The sequence below is a fragment of the Rhodoblastus sp. 17X3 genome (genome assembly GCF_030056575.1).
Lineage (GTDB): Bacteria > Pseudomonadota > Alphaproteobacteria > Rhizobiales > Beijerinckiaceae > Rhodoblastus.
In genome coordinates this window covers 308,825-325,114 of record NZ_JASHHX010000001.1, presented here as the reverse complement: position 1 = coordinate 325,114, position 16,290 = coordinate 308,825, and the positions used below count along the sequence as shown (strand labels likewise).

Here is a 16,290-nt window from a genome sequence, read left to right as displayed (position 1 = left end):
GCGGTCGGGCATCACGAGATCAATTCCGTCCGAAATGCGGTGCTCGACGCCTTTGCGAATTTACCCGACGCTTCCCCGAATTCCCGCCAACTGCTTCCCCCATGCTTCCCCGGCGAAATCTGGCGCCAGAAAAGCGAAAGCCCTGAGGGCTAGTTTTTCTAGCAATCTCAGGGCTTTCGAAATGGTGGGCGCGACAGGGATCGAACCTGTGACCCCTACGATGTCAACGTAGGGGTTTTATGTTTTCTGGCTCTATCCTGACTGCCGAAATATCGTCGCCAGACCAAAAATACCCTGTGCTGCGGGCATTTCTAGACCTTCCCCCTTTACCTGAGCATTCTCAAGTGAGATGGTGATTCACGCCGGCTACTGCCGCTGCACTGCCGAAAGCGAGACCGCATTCGATATGGCAACCCTTCACGCCAAACTTACAAAACGCTTCATCGACGGGCTCAAGCCCCCGGAAAGCGGTGACCTATCAGTGTTCGACACCGAATTGGGCTATTACGGTCTGCGGATGCAGTCGTCAGGCAAAGCCTCGTATTTCATCCTGCACGGCCCACGGAAGGACAGAAGGCACACCTTCGCTAAAATGGGCGTCGTCACTCCGGATGAGGCGCGAGAGAAAGCTCGAAAACTGTTAGCTCAAGCGGCGGAAGGCGCGGACCCGGCTGCTGAACGCGTCGCTGCTCGCACAGCCCTAACCATTTCCCAGCTCTGCGACAGGTATCTTGAAGCTGCTCGGGAAGGACTTGTTACGACGCGGTTCAACAAGCCGAAGAAGGCTTCAACTGTTGCCATCGACGAAGGGCGTATCTCGCGCCACATCAAGCCGCTGATCGGTTCGACCGTTATCGATAAATTGAACAGGGCGGCCGTTCAACGGATGGTCGACGACATTTCTGTTGGAAAGACCGCTGGCACCTTCAAGACGAAGGCCCGCGGCAAGGCCGTCATTACAGGCGGAACGGGCACGGCGGCCCGCGTGGTTGAGTTGCTTGGCGGTATATGGACGTGGGCAGAGCGCCGAGGCTTGGCTACTGGCATCAACCCAGCTCATGGCGTCCAGAAGATAAAAGGCGACGCCAAAGATCGGGTTTTATCGGCCGATGAGCTTGCAAAGCTCGGGCAAGTGTTACGTGAGCGGGAAGCACAATATCCTGCTGCCGTAGCAGCCCTGCGGCTAATTGCCCTAACAGGCATGCGCCGTGAGGAGGCGTGCGGGCTCAAGTGGTGCGAAATCGACCGAGCATCCTTCTGTCTGCGCCTTGAGCAAACCAAGACGGGCCGGTCTATGCGGCCAATAGGCAAATCGGCATTCGATTTGCTAGCAGGCCTATCAAAGAATGATAGCGCCTGGCTGTTCCCAAACCAGCGCGGCGACAACAGCGCCGACATGAAAAAGGCAATTGCCGCTTTGTTCAACGCTGCGGGCCTGTCTGACGCCCGCGCGCATGATTTGCGACGCACGTTCGGCAGCGTCGCCGCCGACGAGGGCTATGGCGACGCGACAATTGGTGAATTGCTAGGCCATGCTAAGCGAGGCGTGACAGAGAGGCACTATGTCCGCCGCGCCGATGAGGCATTAATTGCAGCCGCTGATCGGGTTTCCAAGCGAATTGCGCACGCATTGGACGAGCGCCGGGCTGATATTGTTGATTTTCACGCGGCACAATCCCGTGGACGCGGCTTGTGATTGAGGTTAGCCAAGCCGTGCTGGCGCACCGCTATTGGCGGATGGATGACGCCGACCCATTGCCCCGCCCGGTCGACATGGCCGGAGCGGCTATCGCTGCGGCGATGCAGCGAAACAAAGGCGGTGAGGTCGTCCCGATCAAGAAATCGGGCGGCGCCGAATGAAAAAGATAAGTCCGCCAAACTTCGGCGGTGTGGATAGCTGGGTCAAACTGACCCGCGAGGGCCGCAAGCCGCGCTCGAATTTTTATCAGGAACCAGAGGATGCGCCGATCTTCCAGCCATCAAGTGCGGATTGGGAGGATATAGAGTGCGCCTATGGCAATGAGCTGCCTGACGCTTTGCGCTCTGAGATCGAAAACATTGTCGACGACTATTTGTGGTTCTTTGATTGCAGCAAACACAAGCCCTACGCTGATGAGGCGATCGCCTATATCGAAAAAATAGCGGGGTCTTCATTCCCCCCGAAATCTTTGGCCAAGCTTCCACACAATGCGGCACAAAAAGCTGCGCGAGATGTCTTCCTAGAAAATTATCTATTTGACGAAACATCAACGTCTGATGAGACCAGCGCTGCGAATTTTGTGACCACACCAGACGAAATCAGGTTGGCCGCACGAGACTTTGTCAACGACCTTAAGAACATTGACGTGACCTCGAGCAAAAAGGGGCCGGTTGTATGGGCCAAGATGGTTGTGCGCCTGATGATAGCGCTTCAATCTTATCGACTGCCTTACACAGTCAATAAGCGCGGCACGAATAAGGGCCCGTCGCCGGCTGTTAAGCTGCTCCATGAGTTGCAGGACCGATTCCCGGAGGAATATCGCCGGCACATCGGGCGGGACAATGAAGCGGCCGACGAAACCATGGCGGCGGCGGCGAGCGCCGCCTGGCGCGCTTACAAAAATAGCCGATTGGGGAAAAACGCCTTCCGCGAACAAGCGAAGGCGGAGAAAGCGCGAAACGAGGGACGTGAATACAAAACTCTCACGAGGGAAGTTCGGCTGAACAAGGTATTCAAATATTTAGCAATTCGCAGCCACAGACGCCTCGGATTGCCTCCGGAGGTTGAAGCGCCGCCAAAATCGGCCAGTTAACATCCCTCAGTTCCTGAACGACCCGGAATAATTGGAAACCTCCAACATTCTGGAGGTTCTTCCGTGCCTGCTCCGACCCCGAACGCTGTTCCCTTTCAGCCGCTCGCCGACTTGGTCACCCCGTCGCCACGCTTCCTGCGCCGCAAGCAAGCCGGCGCCTATCTCACCGAAAAATACGGTTTCGGCGCCGCGCGCACGCTTGCGAAAGGCGCCGTTACCGGCGACAGCCCTGAATTTCACAAGGCCGGCCGCATCGTCTTGTATACGCGCGAAGCACTGGATAAGTGGGCGCTCGCGAAGATCGGCGCGGCGCGCAAATCGACCTCGGACATATAGCGGCGCTTCTCGCGTCAAGAGAAGTCGGCCATGTCCGCCGATTCCTCGGACGACGATAAGAACGGCTCTGTCAAAGGCCGGAAGTCGTCGTCCCGCCAGCACGAATCTGATCGGCGCGGGCGCCGGAAATATCGCATTGCGAGTGTTCGCGAGGCGCTGAATTTTCGCGCTGCAGATCTCATAATGCATTTTCGAGGCGACAAGCCGACCGGAGGCGCCCGCAACGGCGAGATTCGTTGGGGGTGCCACGGCTCCTTTGTGCTGAAGCTCTCAGGTCGCTACCGAGGCTGCTATTACGATTTCGAGGCCGGCGAAGGAGGCGACCTCTTCAAGTTTATCATGCGTCAACTGGGCCTCAGCTTTTCCGAGGCTGTCGAATGGGCCGCCGGCTGGGTAGGGTTTTCTGGCGAATACGAGCCCCGCGCAGAGGAAACCTCCAGACAAGAAAAGCAAGACCGCGCGCGTGCCCAGAAAGAGGCCCAGGAAGCGGCCCAAGAGGCCGCCGCGGCAGCGCGAAGCCGTGCTCATGCGCAAAAAATCTGGAACGAATCTGGTCGGATCGAGGGCACGCTCGGCGAGAAATATCTCCGCGATACACGCAAAATCGGCGTCGATCGTTTTCCTGCATCGATCCGCTGGAGCGTTAGAGAGCGCGCGATCGTTTGCGCCGTAATGGACGACACCGGACAAGTCGTCGCAATCCAGAAGATCGCCGTCACGCGAGATGGAACGAAGGACAACATCCGCTGGCTCGGCAAGGGCGGGGCCAAAAAGTCGCTGGGTCCGATCGGCTCTGGCGCAGTGCGCTTGCCTGGCGAAACCACCGGCCCGCTCTGCATTTGCGAGGGGCTGGAAACCGGCCTGAGCGTTTGGGCGGCAACTGGCTTCGAGACCATCGTGCTTCTCGGCGGAATGGGCCGTGCGGCCGACTTGGCTCAGGCTGGGCGCAAGGTCATCATTTGCCGTGACGACGACAAATTCGGCTCATCAGCAGCGAAAACGGCAAATAAAGCTGTTCGCAGTCTGCGCGCCAACGGCTTCGATGTGCGCGAGGCTTGGCCGCATCCGATCCGTCGGGGAGACAAAAGCGACTTCAATGATTTGACCCAGGAGCGCGGGCTCGATGCGGTCCGAGAACGGATCGCGCTTGCCGCCTCCGATATGGCGCAGCCGATTCCGGAATATCTCCGCCTGGACGAAGCGCGCCTTCGCGTCAGAGAGTTGGTAGGCGTTTTCTTCCAGACAGCAAGAAATTGGCCGAATGAAAGGGAGTCCGTCAGCCTCCGCGCCATTTTGACGCGTGTTCACGCCATCGGGCTCGAAGTCGGCGGCGGCAAGACCGAAGCCGCCATCGATGACGCCATTCGCCTTCTGATCGATCTCCGCAAAGTTGGCGACAACCGCGTTGTCGTGATTTTGACGCCAGGACATTCCTTGGCAGCCGATATTGAGCGGCGAGTGGAAGAAAAACTCAAGGCTGCCGGCTCGAATTTGGTCTCGATGGTCTGGCGCGGTCGCGCTGCGCGAGTGCGCCCCGACTCCGACGAACGAATGTGCCAGGCTCACGAGACGGTGAACGAGGCGATCGAGATTCTCGCTGAGTTGGGCACAGAGGTTTGTTGCAAAAAAGCGTGCCAGTTCTTCGATGGCTGCCAATATCGGCTCCAGAAGGGCGTCATCAACGTCGATATTTGGATCGGCGCCCACAATCTCCTGTTCAACAGCGCGCCCACGCCCATCCGAGATCGGGGCATCGTGGCCATTGTCGTCGACGAAGGACCTTTTCAGGCTGGCCTCCAACCACCATTGGAAATCCCGCTTGACGCCATAGACAATTACTTGCCGTTGCCCAAGAAGGAAAATGACCGCCTCGATCTTATGTACGCCCGTCATCTGCTGGCCCAGGCTCTCTTTGACGAGCCCGACGGCTATGTGCGGCGTGCAGCGGTTACCAATGCACCCGACTTCAACATCAGGTCCAACCTCGCGAAGCGGGCGAAGCAGCTCGAATGGCAACGCAAGATCAAAAAGCGGCAAGTTCCTAAATGGCGTGAACGCGAAGGAAATCGCAGCGTCCGCCCGATGGCCGCTATCTGGGGTGCGATCGTTGAACTTCTCGCCGACGACGGCCCAGAAGTATCAGGGCGATTGAAAATCGAGCGAGATAAACGAGGCGTGAGGCTTCTATCTGTCACCGGGCGTTCGGAAATACATGCCGACTGGGACGCGCCAACATTATTGATCGACGCCTTGCACGATCCCGAATTGATTAATCCGTTTTGGCCCTTGGTCCAAGATATGGGCCACATTCGCATCGCCGCGCCTTTCCAACGGGTCAGGCAAGCGACAGGCAAGAGCTACTCCCTCAGTCATTTGTCCCCGAACCTGCGCGGAAACGACGAGAGTAAAAAAACGCGTGCGGGGAATCGCCGGAGGCTTCGCGCCCTGATTCTCCGACTGGATCGAGAAACGGGCGGAAAAACCCTCGTCGTCGGTAACAAAGCTGTCATTCAGGCGATGGACTTCCCGGACCATATCGAGGTTGCATGGTTCGGCGCAGTTGCCGGGAGAGACAATTGGAAAGACGTTAGGCTCATCGTGATCGTCGGCCGGCCGCAGCCGAATCCCGCCGATGTCGAATGGATGGCCAGCGCGCTTACCGGCCGGGCCGTTCAGGAACTTGGTAAGGGCCGAAACATCGGCAAGTTCGACGTCGGGCCGGCTGACAGTTGGTACAAAAAGGGCGACGCCTTTCGTTACCACCGTGAGGACTCCGGCATCACGTGCACGCTTTCCTCTGCCGACCTGCATCCCGACGCCTTTTGCGAAAGTTTCCGCGAGCGGATTTGCGTTGGCGAAATCGTCCAGGCCATCGGCCGCGGGCGTGGCGTGAATCGCACGGAAGCGACGCCCCTGGATGTTGTCGTTTTGACAGACGTCCCGCTACCGTTGCCCGTTGATGAATTTCTGCCCGACGACGCCATGAAGGTCGGTCCTTTGGATCTCATGTTGGCGGAGGGCGACTTCGCTTTCAGAAGCGGCCGCAGCGCGGCGGAAGCTTATCCGAGCCTTTGGGGGACGAGTGCAGCGGCGCAACGGGCTATCGAGCGCGCCCTCAGCGAAATGGGGGACACCAACCCTTTCAATGCGACAAATGCCTATAAGGAAGCTTCTATAGGTAAATGTCGCGATGTTCGGTCGTTGTGTCCCCTTGTGAGATTCCGAAGGTGGGGGGTGGGCGAGCGCGAGCAATTGGCCATTTATGACCCACGCATCGTCACTGATCCCCGCTCGGCACTGGAGACCTCGATCGGACCGCTTGCCGAGTTCGAGATGATTGGTCCCGAATCCTGTAGCCACGACCGCCCCGAAAAGCCCAAAAAGCATTCTCACGACGCCGAGACCTATCTGATGGCGCTGTGTGAAGCGCTGGGTCAAAAGGGCCAGGTCATCCGCGCCACCGGATCGAACCTGACAGAAATGTTTGCCGTAAATCGCGAAATCGTGCGGGCTGAGTTTAAGCGTCAGCGCGGCATCGACAACGCCGACCGAAGGGCGGTCGATGCATGCAAGAAGGCTTTTCAGCGCGGCGAGGCAAAAGTCAGGGCTGCCGGACCGGTCGAAATTGTTGAGATCGACGACGAAAAGTTCGTTCGGCTCATTCAGCCCAATGGCCCGGCGACGGCATCGGCTACCCGTCCGTTACCGATCGTCTCGACCAGCGACGCGACGTTCGAGGATTTTCGTTCTCTATATGAGCCCGACGAGATGTCGGGCACTCAGCCGCGCCCCCCAATTGAAGAGACGGTACAAGATAAAGCTGCAGGCAAGATCGCCACATAAACCTCAGGCTATCAATATATATCGAAATAATACCTCTTATATAAGATATATAACATTTAAACTGGTATCGTAGTTACATATTTTTGTGTATAATTTTCCAGCCTTCTACAGAAGAATACGGAGTCGCAACGATGCCGCCAAAAAATACATTGCCCCGGAAGCAGCAGGAGTTCGTCCGGCATTATTTGAGGGACCTCAACGCCGCCGCCGCCTATCGGCGCGCCGGCTATGCCGCTCAAGGCAATTCCGCGGAGGTCAACGCCGCCAGGTTGCTCAGAAACGCTCAGGTTGCCGCCGAAATCGAACGTGAAATGCAATCTCGGGCTCAGCACTTGAACATTCGAGCGGAAGACGTCCTGCGGCGCCTTTGGGACATTGCAACCGCCGACCCGCGCGAAATCGTCAGCGTCGCTGCCGTTCCTTGCCCAAATTGCTGGCAAGACGCCCCTTATCGCGATGCGCCGAACCCGGACTGTCGTCACTGCTGCGGCAAAGGAAAGTCGCAGGTTGTAATCGTCGACCTGGACACCATCAGCCCCCAAGCTCGCGCATTATTGGCTCGTGTAAAGCAGACGAAATATGGCGTCGAAGTCGAGTTTCATGATCAATTGGCGGCGCTGGAAAAGGTTGCACGCCACCTTGGCATGTTCAATGATAAGCTGACATTGAAGGGCGAACCGGAAAACCCGCTGCAATTGCTTATCCAGCAAGTTCAAGGGAGCACATTACGCGTCGTCGGATCGACCGATCAACTTTGATCTCGATCGGACTCGGCAGTCTGGCCATCGCGAGGGGCTATTGGGCGCGCAAACCAGTTGGCCACCAGCCTAGCCGCTCTGGTCAGAGCGGGATTTACGAAAAGCCACAGAAGGCGATTGTTTGGCATAATTGATGCCATACTTTTTCTTGGCGACGGCGATGCTCGGAGCAGTTAAAGGATGGAATCATAAACCTGTCCATCGCCATGCTGGTCCGATTGGGAGCGCAGATTTGGAGAATAAAGACAAATTGCTTCTGAGCGCGTCAGATATTTGCGATCATTTCATTACCCCGGAAATTAGAGCTGCGAACTGGGACCCACTGGCGCAAATTAGGCGGGAAGTGACGCTGGCGCCCGGACCGGTCATCGTACATGAAGCCATTGTGGCCCGCGCCGGCGGTTGAGGAGAATTGCTGCTCCCGTTGTGCCTCGAATCCTCAGGTCAAAGGTAACTTCGGATCGCTCATCGTTTAAGGGCCCCCGGTTCGAGGAATAACTTTCAGGCATCGCCTGTGGCCGCCTCATATCGCCCCGCTGATAGACAACGGACTGTCACGCGTCTACTTTACGGCCTTCAAATCGGTCGTTCGTTGACCGCCAGATGAGAGCCGCCTTCAACGTTCCTCGTAGTCCTGCAACGCGACGCAGACTTCCAAATGAAGTTGCTTTTTTCAAAAAATTTCAAGGTGTTAGCCGCTTAGGTGCGGGGCGCGCTGAGAAAGATAGCTGCAGACGGAACTAGATTGAAATGAGCGCTGTCGGAATTGCACAACAATCAGAACGATTTAATTTTTTGCAATCCTTTTGGCCGGATTTGTACGCGCTTGCCGTCGAGGCCGAACGGAGCGCAGCAATCCTTCCCACCTTCGCTGCGGTCCGATTGCGTGGTTTCGTCGAGATCATGGTCGATCACCTTCTCCAGCACATGGGTTTGATGCTGGACGCGCAGGACAAGCTATACGACAGGTTAGGAATACTTCGGCGCGAAGCACGTCTTGATGCGCAACTCCTGGCCAAGTTTCATACAATACGCAAGTTGGGAAACGTGGCCGCGCACAACGGCTCAGTTTCAGCCGCGCAGGCCGAAAACCTGATCGAGGACGCATGGTCGCTCGCATCCTGGTTTTGCCGCCGCATGCGGCCGGACGTCGCGTGGACGATCGCAGATGCCGGGACAGTTGCGACGGTCTCGCGTTCTCCGAACCTGCGCAACGTGCGCATTCAGGACGATGTCACCGCGACGGAGCCCAGCGTCTGCTCACCACGTACACGGATTAGGCTGCGCGAAGCCTTCGAGGCGGACCTCACGGAGGACCAGGAGCGGTGCATCGAGGCCCTTGAGGCGTTTCTCGCCGACGACAGGGGCCGGATTTTCCTGCTCAAGGGCTATGCCGGGACGGGCAAGACCTTTCTCGCCGCCGGATTGACCGAATACCTGCTCACCCAAGGGCGGGATTTCTCGCTGGCCGCGCCCACGGGCCGCGCGGCCAAGGCCATTGGGTCGAAGACCGGACAACCCGCCCGTACGCTCCACAGCCTCATCTACACTTACAGCGACATGACCGAGCATGCCGATGATGAAGCCGATGAAGCCTCGACATTCAAGATGATCGCCAAGGTCGCTCAAAATGACCATCCAATCAACGCGGTCTACATCGTCGACGAGGCGTCGCTGATCTCCAACATCGAGGCGGAGAGCGAGTTTTTCCGCTCGGGCAGCGGGTTTCTTCTGCAAGACCTGATCGCCTATGTCGGATCAGCCCATTCGGGCAATGCCCGCAAGATCATCTTTATCGGCGATCCAGCGCAGTTGCCTCCGGTGAACATGCCCTATTCCCCGGCGCTCGATGGCGACTATCTGCTCCAGACTTTCGGCCTTGTCTCGGCGAGCTACGAATTGACGGAAATCGTCCGCCAGAAAGCCGGTAGCGCGGTGCTGCGAAACGTCATGCCTCTGCGCGAATGCCTGGCGGCGGGCAGCTTCAGCAGCCTCGCCTTCACCTATGACGACGACGTGATCCGCCTGGATAGGGACCGCGTGACCGATCTCTACATGAGGATCCGCGAGGGGCGCGGTCCTCAGGCACCGATCATCGTCACCCACTCGAATGCGGAGGCGGCCGAGTTCAGCCGCGCCATTCGCGCCCGGCTGTTTCCGGGACGCAATTATGTGGCCGCCGGCGATACGGTGATTGTCATCGCGAACGGCTTTTGCGCGACGCATTACATCGCCAATGGCGAGATTCTTCGTATCGAATCCGTCGAACCCGTGGTGGAGAGCCGCTCGGTCCAACTGAAACAGAAGCTCGGCGACACCAAGGTCGTTGAAATCGTCAATGTCGTCATGCGGTTTCGCGACGTGATCGTCGCCATGCCCCAACCAGACGGCGAAGATCTCATGCTTTCGACGAAAATCCTCGATGACGTCCTGCACGGCGACGGCGCGGGCCTCGATCCTCTCCAGCAGCGCGCCCTCTATGTCGATTTTGTGCGGCGCCATAAGCACATCGATCGCAAGAGGGACCGTGATGAGTTCCGGCTCGCCATGCGGTCCGATCCTTATTTCACCGCGCTCAGGCTGCGGTTCGGCTATGCCGTCACCTGCCACAAGGCGCAGGGCGGCGAATGGAGCCACGTCATCGCTAGTTGCGCGACCAACCGGAACCCGCGCTCGGCGGACTATTTCCGCTGGCTCTATACTGCCATGACTCGAACCAGCGCCAAGCTTTACCTGGTCGATCCGCCCGACATCAAGACCAAGCCTCCGTCCGACCCCGCAGGCGACTGGGTAACGCCGGACGAAACGGCGGCGCAAGTCGCGCAAAACCCCGCGCCTGCGCCTGCGCCCGTAAAGGAGGCCGAGGCGCTGGCGACGCTTTCGCCGCAAGCGATGTGCCGTCAATGGCTTGAATCCGAAATTGGCGCGCGCCTGTCCGGAACCGGCGTCGAGATCGAGGACATCGCCCATTATCCCTATCGTGAGGCTTATTTTGTCAAACGCGATGCGGAGACCGCCCGGATCGACATCACCTACAAGGGGGACTGGAAGGTTTCGTGCGTCTCCAGCCCACGCCCATCCGCGTTCGCCGAGAGCGTGGTCGAGCGGATCGTCCCGATCGTCGGGCTAAGGCCGACCGGCTTGCCCCCCCGGGCGGGCGCCGTATCCGAGCCGAGGCTTCCCTTCCTGAGGAAATACCATGTTCGCCTGGTGGCGGCGCTGGCCCGTCGCAGTGTCAGCGTGGCGGAACTCAGGGAGCAGGACTTCGCGCTGCGCTACAGGCTTGCGCGCGGTTCGGACACCGTGGACGTCAATATCTTTTATAATGGCCGCGATCAGATCACTAATTTCAGGCCCGTCAACCCGGCGCCCAATCCGGGGCCGACGCTGGTGGCGTTGCAAAACGATGTACGGGCGGTGCTGGCGGAGGTCAGCCCTTGATCACGTCGAAGGAAGTGACGGCAATGCGGAGGGCCGGAAGCCTCAACGAGGCCTACGCGGCTTCGCTCGACCTGATTGCCGCGCCGGAGGCCGACGACTGGGACCGCGCCGCCCATGGCTGGTGCCTCATCGACCTCGTCAAACGTTGCGCAGCCGAGGGCAACCAGACGGCGTTGGCGGAATGGCTGCGCCGTCTCGAGGCGTTCGAGCCGCCGGCCGAAAACGACATTTTAGCCAGCGGCAAGGAAAGAGCCCTGGCGCTGGGACGGGCCGACCGGCGCGAAGCGATGAAGGCGCAAGCCCTGAGTAAGCAGAAGCGGCATGAAGAGGCTGCGGACATTTACGCCAGACTTCACACGCAAGGCGCATTGCGCCCCGAAGACTGCAAGTCCTGGGGGTGGGACCTTTACCACATCGCTAGGGAAGACCTGCGCAAGGCCGAACTGAGCAAAACCGATGGCGACGAAATCCCGCCCGCCATCGTTCAACGCGTGAAACGCTGCCTGAACACTTATCTAACTCGGTGCTCGATGGAGCCAGAGCCGCGCAACCCGACCTCGGGTCGGGGCATCTTCCAGGCGAAGCCGGCGTCAGTCAATCTGCACAGCGTGATGCTGACCCTGGCCCTCCGTCTGACCAAGGGAAATCATCTCAAGGCGCTGCCCTTCCTGCGCCTGTGGAATCCGGACCGTCTCACCGAGGAGGATTTCGCCAGCCAGACGGGCAGCGACGGAAAGACCTATGTCTCGCTCGCCGAACGCGCCCTTCAGGCGGCGGCCGCCGAAGCGATCGAAGGCGATCGCCCGGACGATCTTCGCTTCATCCTGCCCCATGTCGAAGCCGCGCTGAAGCGCTTCCCCGAGCACATCTGGCTGAAACTCCATCTTGTCAAACTGCTTCGGGGTTTGCGCAAAACCGGCGAGGCGCGCGCGCTCGCGATCGAATTTGCACGGGAGAAGGCGACCGAATACTGGGTGTGGGATTTGATCGCGGATTTGTCGCCCGGCGATGCCGCTTTGCAGCTTTCCTGTTTTGCGAAGGCGCTGATTTGTTCCCAGGACGACGATTTCGTCGGAAAGGTGCGCCTGAAACTCGCCGCGCTCGTCGCCGATCAGCATCCTGCCGAGGCGCGCTTCGAGGTCGAGCGCGTTCTCTCGCACCGGGCGCATTCGGGCTATCGCATTCCGCGCGACGCAAAGGCGATGTCGGAAAGCGCTTGGTTCGCCGCCGCGAGCCCCAAGTCGACGGATCGGGATTTCTACGCCCGCTTCACCGAAGAGGCCGATGCGCTGCTGTTTTCGCATCTGCCCTGGACGGACGCCTCGCTGGGCGATATCTTCACGGTAGACGGCAAGGACGGGCAGAAGCCGAGGCGGCGGCGCCGCATCTATGTTCGAGAGCACTCGACGGCCCTCGAACTGAATCTGCCGGACACGCACGCCGATGTCCGAGGATTGGCCGCAGGAACCCCTTTGCTCGTGCAATATGAGACGTCCAGGGCCGAGCCATGGCGGACGACGATCCACCGCGTCAGGCCACGTCCGGACGGGAGCGCTATGGACGCCGTTCCCGAACGGATCGGGGTGATCGACCACGTCAATTGGGAAAGGTCGTTGATCCATGTGATTGTCGCGCGAGGCGTAGACGGCGTTTGCCCGATCTCGGCCTATCCGGGCGATCCGAAGGTCGGGGTTGCCGTCGCTGTCCGTATGGCCAGATCTCACGGCCGAAGTGGCGAGCGCACGCACATCCTGTCGATGACAACTTCGGAGCAAAGCCCGTCGCCGACCATCTGCCGCACGTTTCTTGAGTCGACGGAGGTCAGCAACAGGGGATTTGGCTTCACACAGGACGACATCTTCATACCGCAGCATCTCGTCGCGGCTGCTGGCATTGCTTCGGGAGATTTGGTCGAGGGAACCGCAATCCTCAGCTACGACAAGAAGGGCGGCAAATGGGGCATGAAGGCGGTGGAGGCCCGCTCTGTCGCCAATTCGTGTAAGGGCTCGACCTGAAGAAACTCAGCGGGCAGCGGAGGCCTTCTTCGCCCGGGGTAATCCTGAATGGTATCGAGGTCGAATTGCACGATCAAATGGCTGCGCTGGAAAAGGTTGCGCGCCATCTTGGTATGTTCAACGACAAATTGACGCTCGCTGGTGAGCGCGAGAACCCGCTGGAGTTGGTTACCCAGCAAATTCAAGGAAGCATATTGCGCATCGCAGGATCGACCGATCAACTTTGATCTCGATCGGACGTCGATGTTTGCCGCGCGTCCCGGTCAGAACAGTGTGGGAGCGCGCTCGTCAATTGCGGGGATGCGCGGGCGCGTCTTGCATACTCGAAGCGCATCAGCGAGCAATGAGATCGAAGCCTGCCATTCGGTCCGCTCTTCGGCATTGTTGCGCCTGCTCGCCACGAATGACATAGCCTGAACCACGTCGTATTTCGTTTGAGCTTTCACCGGCTGACCGGGCACCGGATCGAGGAACTTCACTGGTTTCTCGGTCGCCTCGCTTTTGGCAAACGGCTCGGTCAATTCGACATCCTTGCCGGCGTCGCAAATGTGGTAAACTCGCGCGGCAGCTTTCTTGCCCCATCGCGCCGAAAGGTGTTTGTTCACCCAATCGGCGACGTCGCTAATGGCGACAGGCTGCTCCTGCCAATTTTTCATTCTCTCGCGGTCAGCCTTAACCGCTGTAATTGCTGAATGTATCCGGTCGGAAATTTCGGACAAATCCAGGCTCTGGCCGTGGCGTTCCCTGATTTCGACCTTGGTTTCTCCGATCACCAGTCCGTTGCTGCACACGAACCTGAGCCAGCCGAACAGCACGACGAGACGCGATGAACCGTCCACCGAATTGAAGCACTCCAGACGCAACCCGAGCTTCCGGCCATATCGGTCTGTGATGGCGTCACGATCTGGAAAATAGATGCGCAAGTTCATCCACTCGCCAAGCTCAGAGAGCCCGATTTCTTAGCGCAATTCTTCGACGTTCACGCCTGCGCTCTTGAGTGCGCCAGGACAGAGCATCGCCACTTCGTCGTGGCGTGCAAGCGCGTAGCTCGTTGATACCACGCCGATCGGCATTCGCCGCTCAACCGGCGACCGAGGCTTTCTCACGACAGTTTGCAAGAATGGGTTCTGCGGCTCGTCAGGTCCGTCCCGAAACGGTTCAAGTTCAAATGTCGGTATGACGCTGAGGATCGCGTTCCAGTCGCCGGAGTAATAGCTGACGACGCGCGAGCGCCATGAGGGCTGGTCGGGCAAAAGGTTCAAAGCTGACATCTGATGCTCTCAATCATTTTCTGGCATTCGCGCCGATACCGTAACGGATTACAAAAGCGGTCGCCTTAAAGTAAACAATTCGCAGAATTGCGTTCGTGAAACGGAAGCACAAAGACCCCCTGCGAGACATTCTGGCGAATATGCGCCAACTTCGCGCCGCGTGCGGCAACTGGATTGGTACGGTTGGCGCTCCAACATTCAGCTTGCGCCCGTTCGTCGATGCGCCGGCATGTCTGCGACGATAATCTGCTGTGCTTGGTCATCCCACCCATAGTAGATGCGCAAACAGCTCTCGGGTGCGCGCGTATTGCCGCCGGTCTTGATATGCCATTCCGCGTTCAGTCGGCGCGCTTGCCAATGGAAGAAAAATTCATCACTGCCGCACGGGGAATTGCGGATACCCTCCTCAACCGTTTCATCGCGCAATGACCCGCCACCCATTAGCCAGCGATCGCGGCAGGTCGTCGCCAACCAAAGCAGACAACGGGCCGCTTGCTCCACATCGTCGAACAAAGCCTTTTTGCATCCGCGCCGTGCTGCACTCGTCAAAGTCACGCGACCCACAAGAGCCCGATCGCACCACTCTTCAAAGTCCGCCCAGGTCCTCGGAAGTTGAGGTGACTGTTCCCGGTCGACGCCAGTGTCCGACAATTGTTGGAGGAGATTCTGAATCTGAGCAGTGGCGTTTCGCTCGCGGCTTTCCGCCTCCTCGGCGCGAGTTTGGGCCTTGCGCTCTTCCTCGAGCGCATAGTCCTGCATCTCGTTCGCCTCGTCCCGCTCCTTTTCGAGCGCGGCGATCCGCGCCTTCGCAGCCAAAAGTTGTTCCGCATCGCTCGCGCCGCTGTTGGCGAGCCTATCATGCTCGGCCTTACGGCTAATGCTGCGGAGTTGAGCAAACGGCAGAATATCGTCGCCCATCCGAATCGCACGCGTGCTGAATTGTGCAACCCGCATCCTGATCTGGCGCTCAACGAAGAAGGCGTCTTCTGCGGTCGCGAGCCGCGCGCCAAGCCATAGGGGGTGGACATAGGGGTCCGCATCCTCGTCGAAACCGGGCATGTAGGTGCGCACGCCACGATCGAAAACCGATAGAAACTTGCCGAAACGCTCGGTGAGAGCCCAAGACGTTTCAGGAAGGATCGCCACTACATACGCGAGCCCGCACAGGCCCTCCGCCAATCGGTCAAGATCGATTGCGAATTTCGGATCGGCCCGGTCGGTCGCCGAGAATACGACGACGGGCAAGCGGCGCGCCGGGTCGGCCAGAAGATCGAGGAAGGCGTCCTGCGCCTCCGCATTGCCGATGAACCACGGCTGCGAAGTCAGGGGATGGCCGCCGCTTGTAAGCTGAATTCTGGACAAAAGTTGCCGGATATACCCTGGCACCGCCGGGGTGACGTCCAACTCAGCCTCGGTGCTTCCAACGATGAGGCGGGCGGCGAATCGCGGCGACCGGTCCGGCGTGCGCCACAATATGGCTTCCGAAGTCCAGATTCGCCCCGCTATGGTCTTGTCCGGGTCTTCCTGACGAAAAGCCCAGGCGTGGATTTCCGGCAATTCGACTTCGACTGCGCTGCTGTTGCGCCCCGCCGCGAGCAAATCGAAGTTTCGACCGGCCATTGCATCCGCAGGAAGTTGACCGCCACTTCGCTTTTGCGCCCATTTCAGGATTTCGTGCCGCGCTATCTCGATGGCGCCATCAAACGCAGGCAAGTCAGCAGCAATGTGGAGTACCTGATGCTCGCGCGCCATGCGGACGGCAAACGGCGCCAGCGCCTCCCTGAAGGTGGTCAAGTCATTACCCTCCCTGATCCAGATTGCATAATTGGCAATT

At 59.0% G+C, this 16,290-nt stretch carries 14 protein-coding genes, 1 tRNA gene and 1 pseudogene; 11 read left to right on the top strand and 5 right to left on the bottom strand.

All coding sequences use genetic code 11. The features are described 5' to 3' along the window. Window positions 1–182 precede the first annotated feature (182 nt). A tRNA-Val gene (locus tag QM467_RS01575) sits at window positions 183–324 on the bottom strand. 25 nt (window positions 325–349) lie between these two features. Between QM467_RS01575 and QM467_RS01570 the strand changes: the two genes are divergently transcribed. The 7 genes from QM467_RS01570 (at window position 350) to QM467_RS01540 (ending at window position 8,135) form a co-directional block, all read left to right on the top strand. Continuing rightward, the gene (locus tag QM467_RS01570) at window positions 350–1,696 is read left to right on the top strand and encodes a tyrosine-type recombinase/integrase (RefSeq protein ID WP_283364523.1); all 1,347 of its coding nucleotides are present in this window, start codon (window positions 350–352) and stop codon (window positions 1,694–1,696) included. Continuing rightward, the gene (locus tag QM467_RS01565) at window positions 1,693–1,860 is read left to right on the top strand and encodes a hypothetical protein (protein ID WP_283364522.1); all 168 of its coding nucleotides are present in this window, start codon (window positions 1,693–1,695) and stop codon (window positions 1,858–1,860) included. Before QM467_RS01570 ends, QM467_RS01565 begins: the two co-directional genes overlap by 4 nt. Further along, window positions 1,857–2,792, top strand: coding sequence for a hypothetical protein (locus QM467_RS01560; RefSeq protein ID WP_283364521.1), 936 nt, complete (start codon window positions 1,857–1,859; stop codon window positions 2,790–2,792). The genes QM467_RS01565 and QM467_RS01560 overlap by 4 nt, the downstream gene beginning before the upstream one ends. Window positions 2,793–2,903: 111 nt before the next feature. After that, window positions 2,904–3,128 carry a hypothetical protein gene (locus tag QM467_RS01555; protein ID WP_283364520.1) on the top strand — a complete coding sequence of 75 codons (225 nt, stop codon included), beginning with the start codon at window positions 2,904–2,906 and terminating at the stop codon, window positions 3,126–3,128. 30 nt (window positions 3,129–3,158) lie between these two features. Then, the gene (locus QM467_RS01550) at window positions 3,159–6,971 is read left to right on the top strand and encodes a DUF7146 domain-containing protein (protein ID WP_283364519.1); all 3,813 of its coding nucleotides are present in this window, start codon (window positions 3,159–3,161) and stop codon (window positions 6,969–6,971) included. 131 nt (window positions 6,972–7,102) lie between these two features. Further along, entirely contained in the window at window positions 7,103–7,729 is a 627-nt protein-coding gene (locus tag QM467_RS01545) for a terminase small subunit (RefSeq protein ID WP_283364518.1), read from the top strand. 133 nt (window positions 7,730–7,862) lie between these two features. After that, complete coding sequence (locus QM467_RS01540; protein ID WP_283364517.1) at window positions 7,863–8,135, top strand: hypothetical protein; 273 nt, start codon at window positions 7,863–7,865, stop codon at window positions 8,133–8,135. Window positions 8,136–8,506: 371 nt separating this feature from the next. On the opposite strand, the gene QM467_RS01535 is transcribed toward QM467_RS01540, so the two are convergent. Then, window positions 8,507–8,644, bottom strand: a complete 138-nt coding sequence (locus QM467_RS01535; protein ID WP_283364516.1) for a hypothetical protein — start codon at window positions 8,642–8,644, stop codon at window positions 8,507–8,509. Between QM467_RS01535 and QM467_RS19855 the strand changes: the two are divergent. From QM467_RS19855 to QM467_RS01520, 4 genes and pseudogenes are all read left to right on the top strand, one after another. Continuing rightward, window positions 8,612–8,770, top strand: a pseudogene (locus QM467_RS19855) (hypothetical protein); the annotation flags it as partial. The gene QM467_RS01535 and the pseudogene QM467_RS19855 sit on opposite strands and share 33 nt — an antisense overlap. A gap of 6 nt (window positions 8,771–8,776) precedes the next feature. Continuing rightward, window positions 8,777–11,170, top strand: coding sequence for an ATP-dependent DNA helicase (locus QM467_RS01530; protein WP_283364515.1), 2,394 nt, complete (start codon window positions 8,777–8,779; stop codon window positions 11,168–11,170). Then, a complete protein-coding gene (locus QM467_RS01525; protein WP_283364514.1) occupies window positions 11,167–13,185 on the top strand; it encodes a DUF7017 domain-containing protein in 2,019 nt (672 codons plus the stop codon). Before QM467_RS01530 ends, QM467_RS01525 begins: the two co-directional genes overlap by 4 nt. Before the next feature lie 65 nt (window positions 13,186–13,250). Beyond that, window positions 13,251–13,412 carry a hypothetical protein gene (locus QM467_RS01520; protein ID WP_283364513.1) on the top strand — a complete coding sequence of 54 codons (162 nt, stop codon included), beginning with the start codon at window positions 13,251–13,253 and terminating at the stop codon, window positions 13,410–13,412. Between the two features lie 36 nt (window positions 13,413–13,448). On the opposite strand, the gene QM467_RS01515 is transcribed toward QM467_RS01520, so the two are convergent. The 3 genes from QM467_RS01515 to QM467_RS01505 all read right to left on the bottom strand — a co-directional run bounded on the left by QM467_RS01515 (window position 13,449) and on the right by QM467_RS01505 (window position 16,250). Next, window positions 13,449–14,114 carry a DUF932 domain-containing protein gene (locus QM467_RS01515; protein ID WP_283364512.1) on the bottom strand — a complete coding sequence of 222 codons (666 nt, stop codon included), beginning with the start codon at window positions 14,112–14,114 and terminating at the stop codon, window positions 13,449–13,451. 30 nt (window positions 14,115–14,144) lie between these two features. After that, a complete protein-coding gene (locus QM467_RS01510; RefSeq protein WP_283364511.1) occupies window positions 14,145–14,456 on the bottom strand; it encodes a hypothetical protein in 312 nt (103 codons plus the stop codon). A gap of 198 nt (window positions 14,457–14,654) precedes the next feature. Next, entirely contained in the window at window positions 14,655–16,250 is a 1,596-nt protein-coding gene (locus QM467_RS01505; RefSeq protein ID WP_283364510.1) for a hypothetical protein, read from the bottom strand. Between the last annotated feature and the right edge of the window lie 40 nt (window positions 16,251–16,290).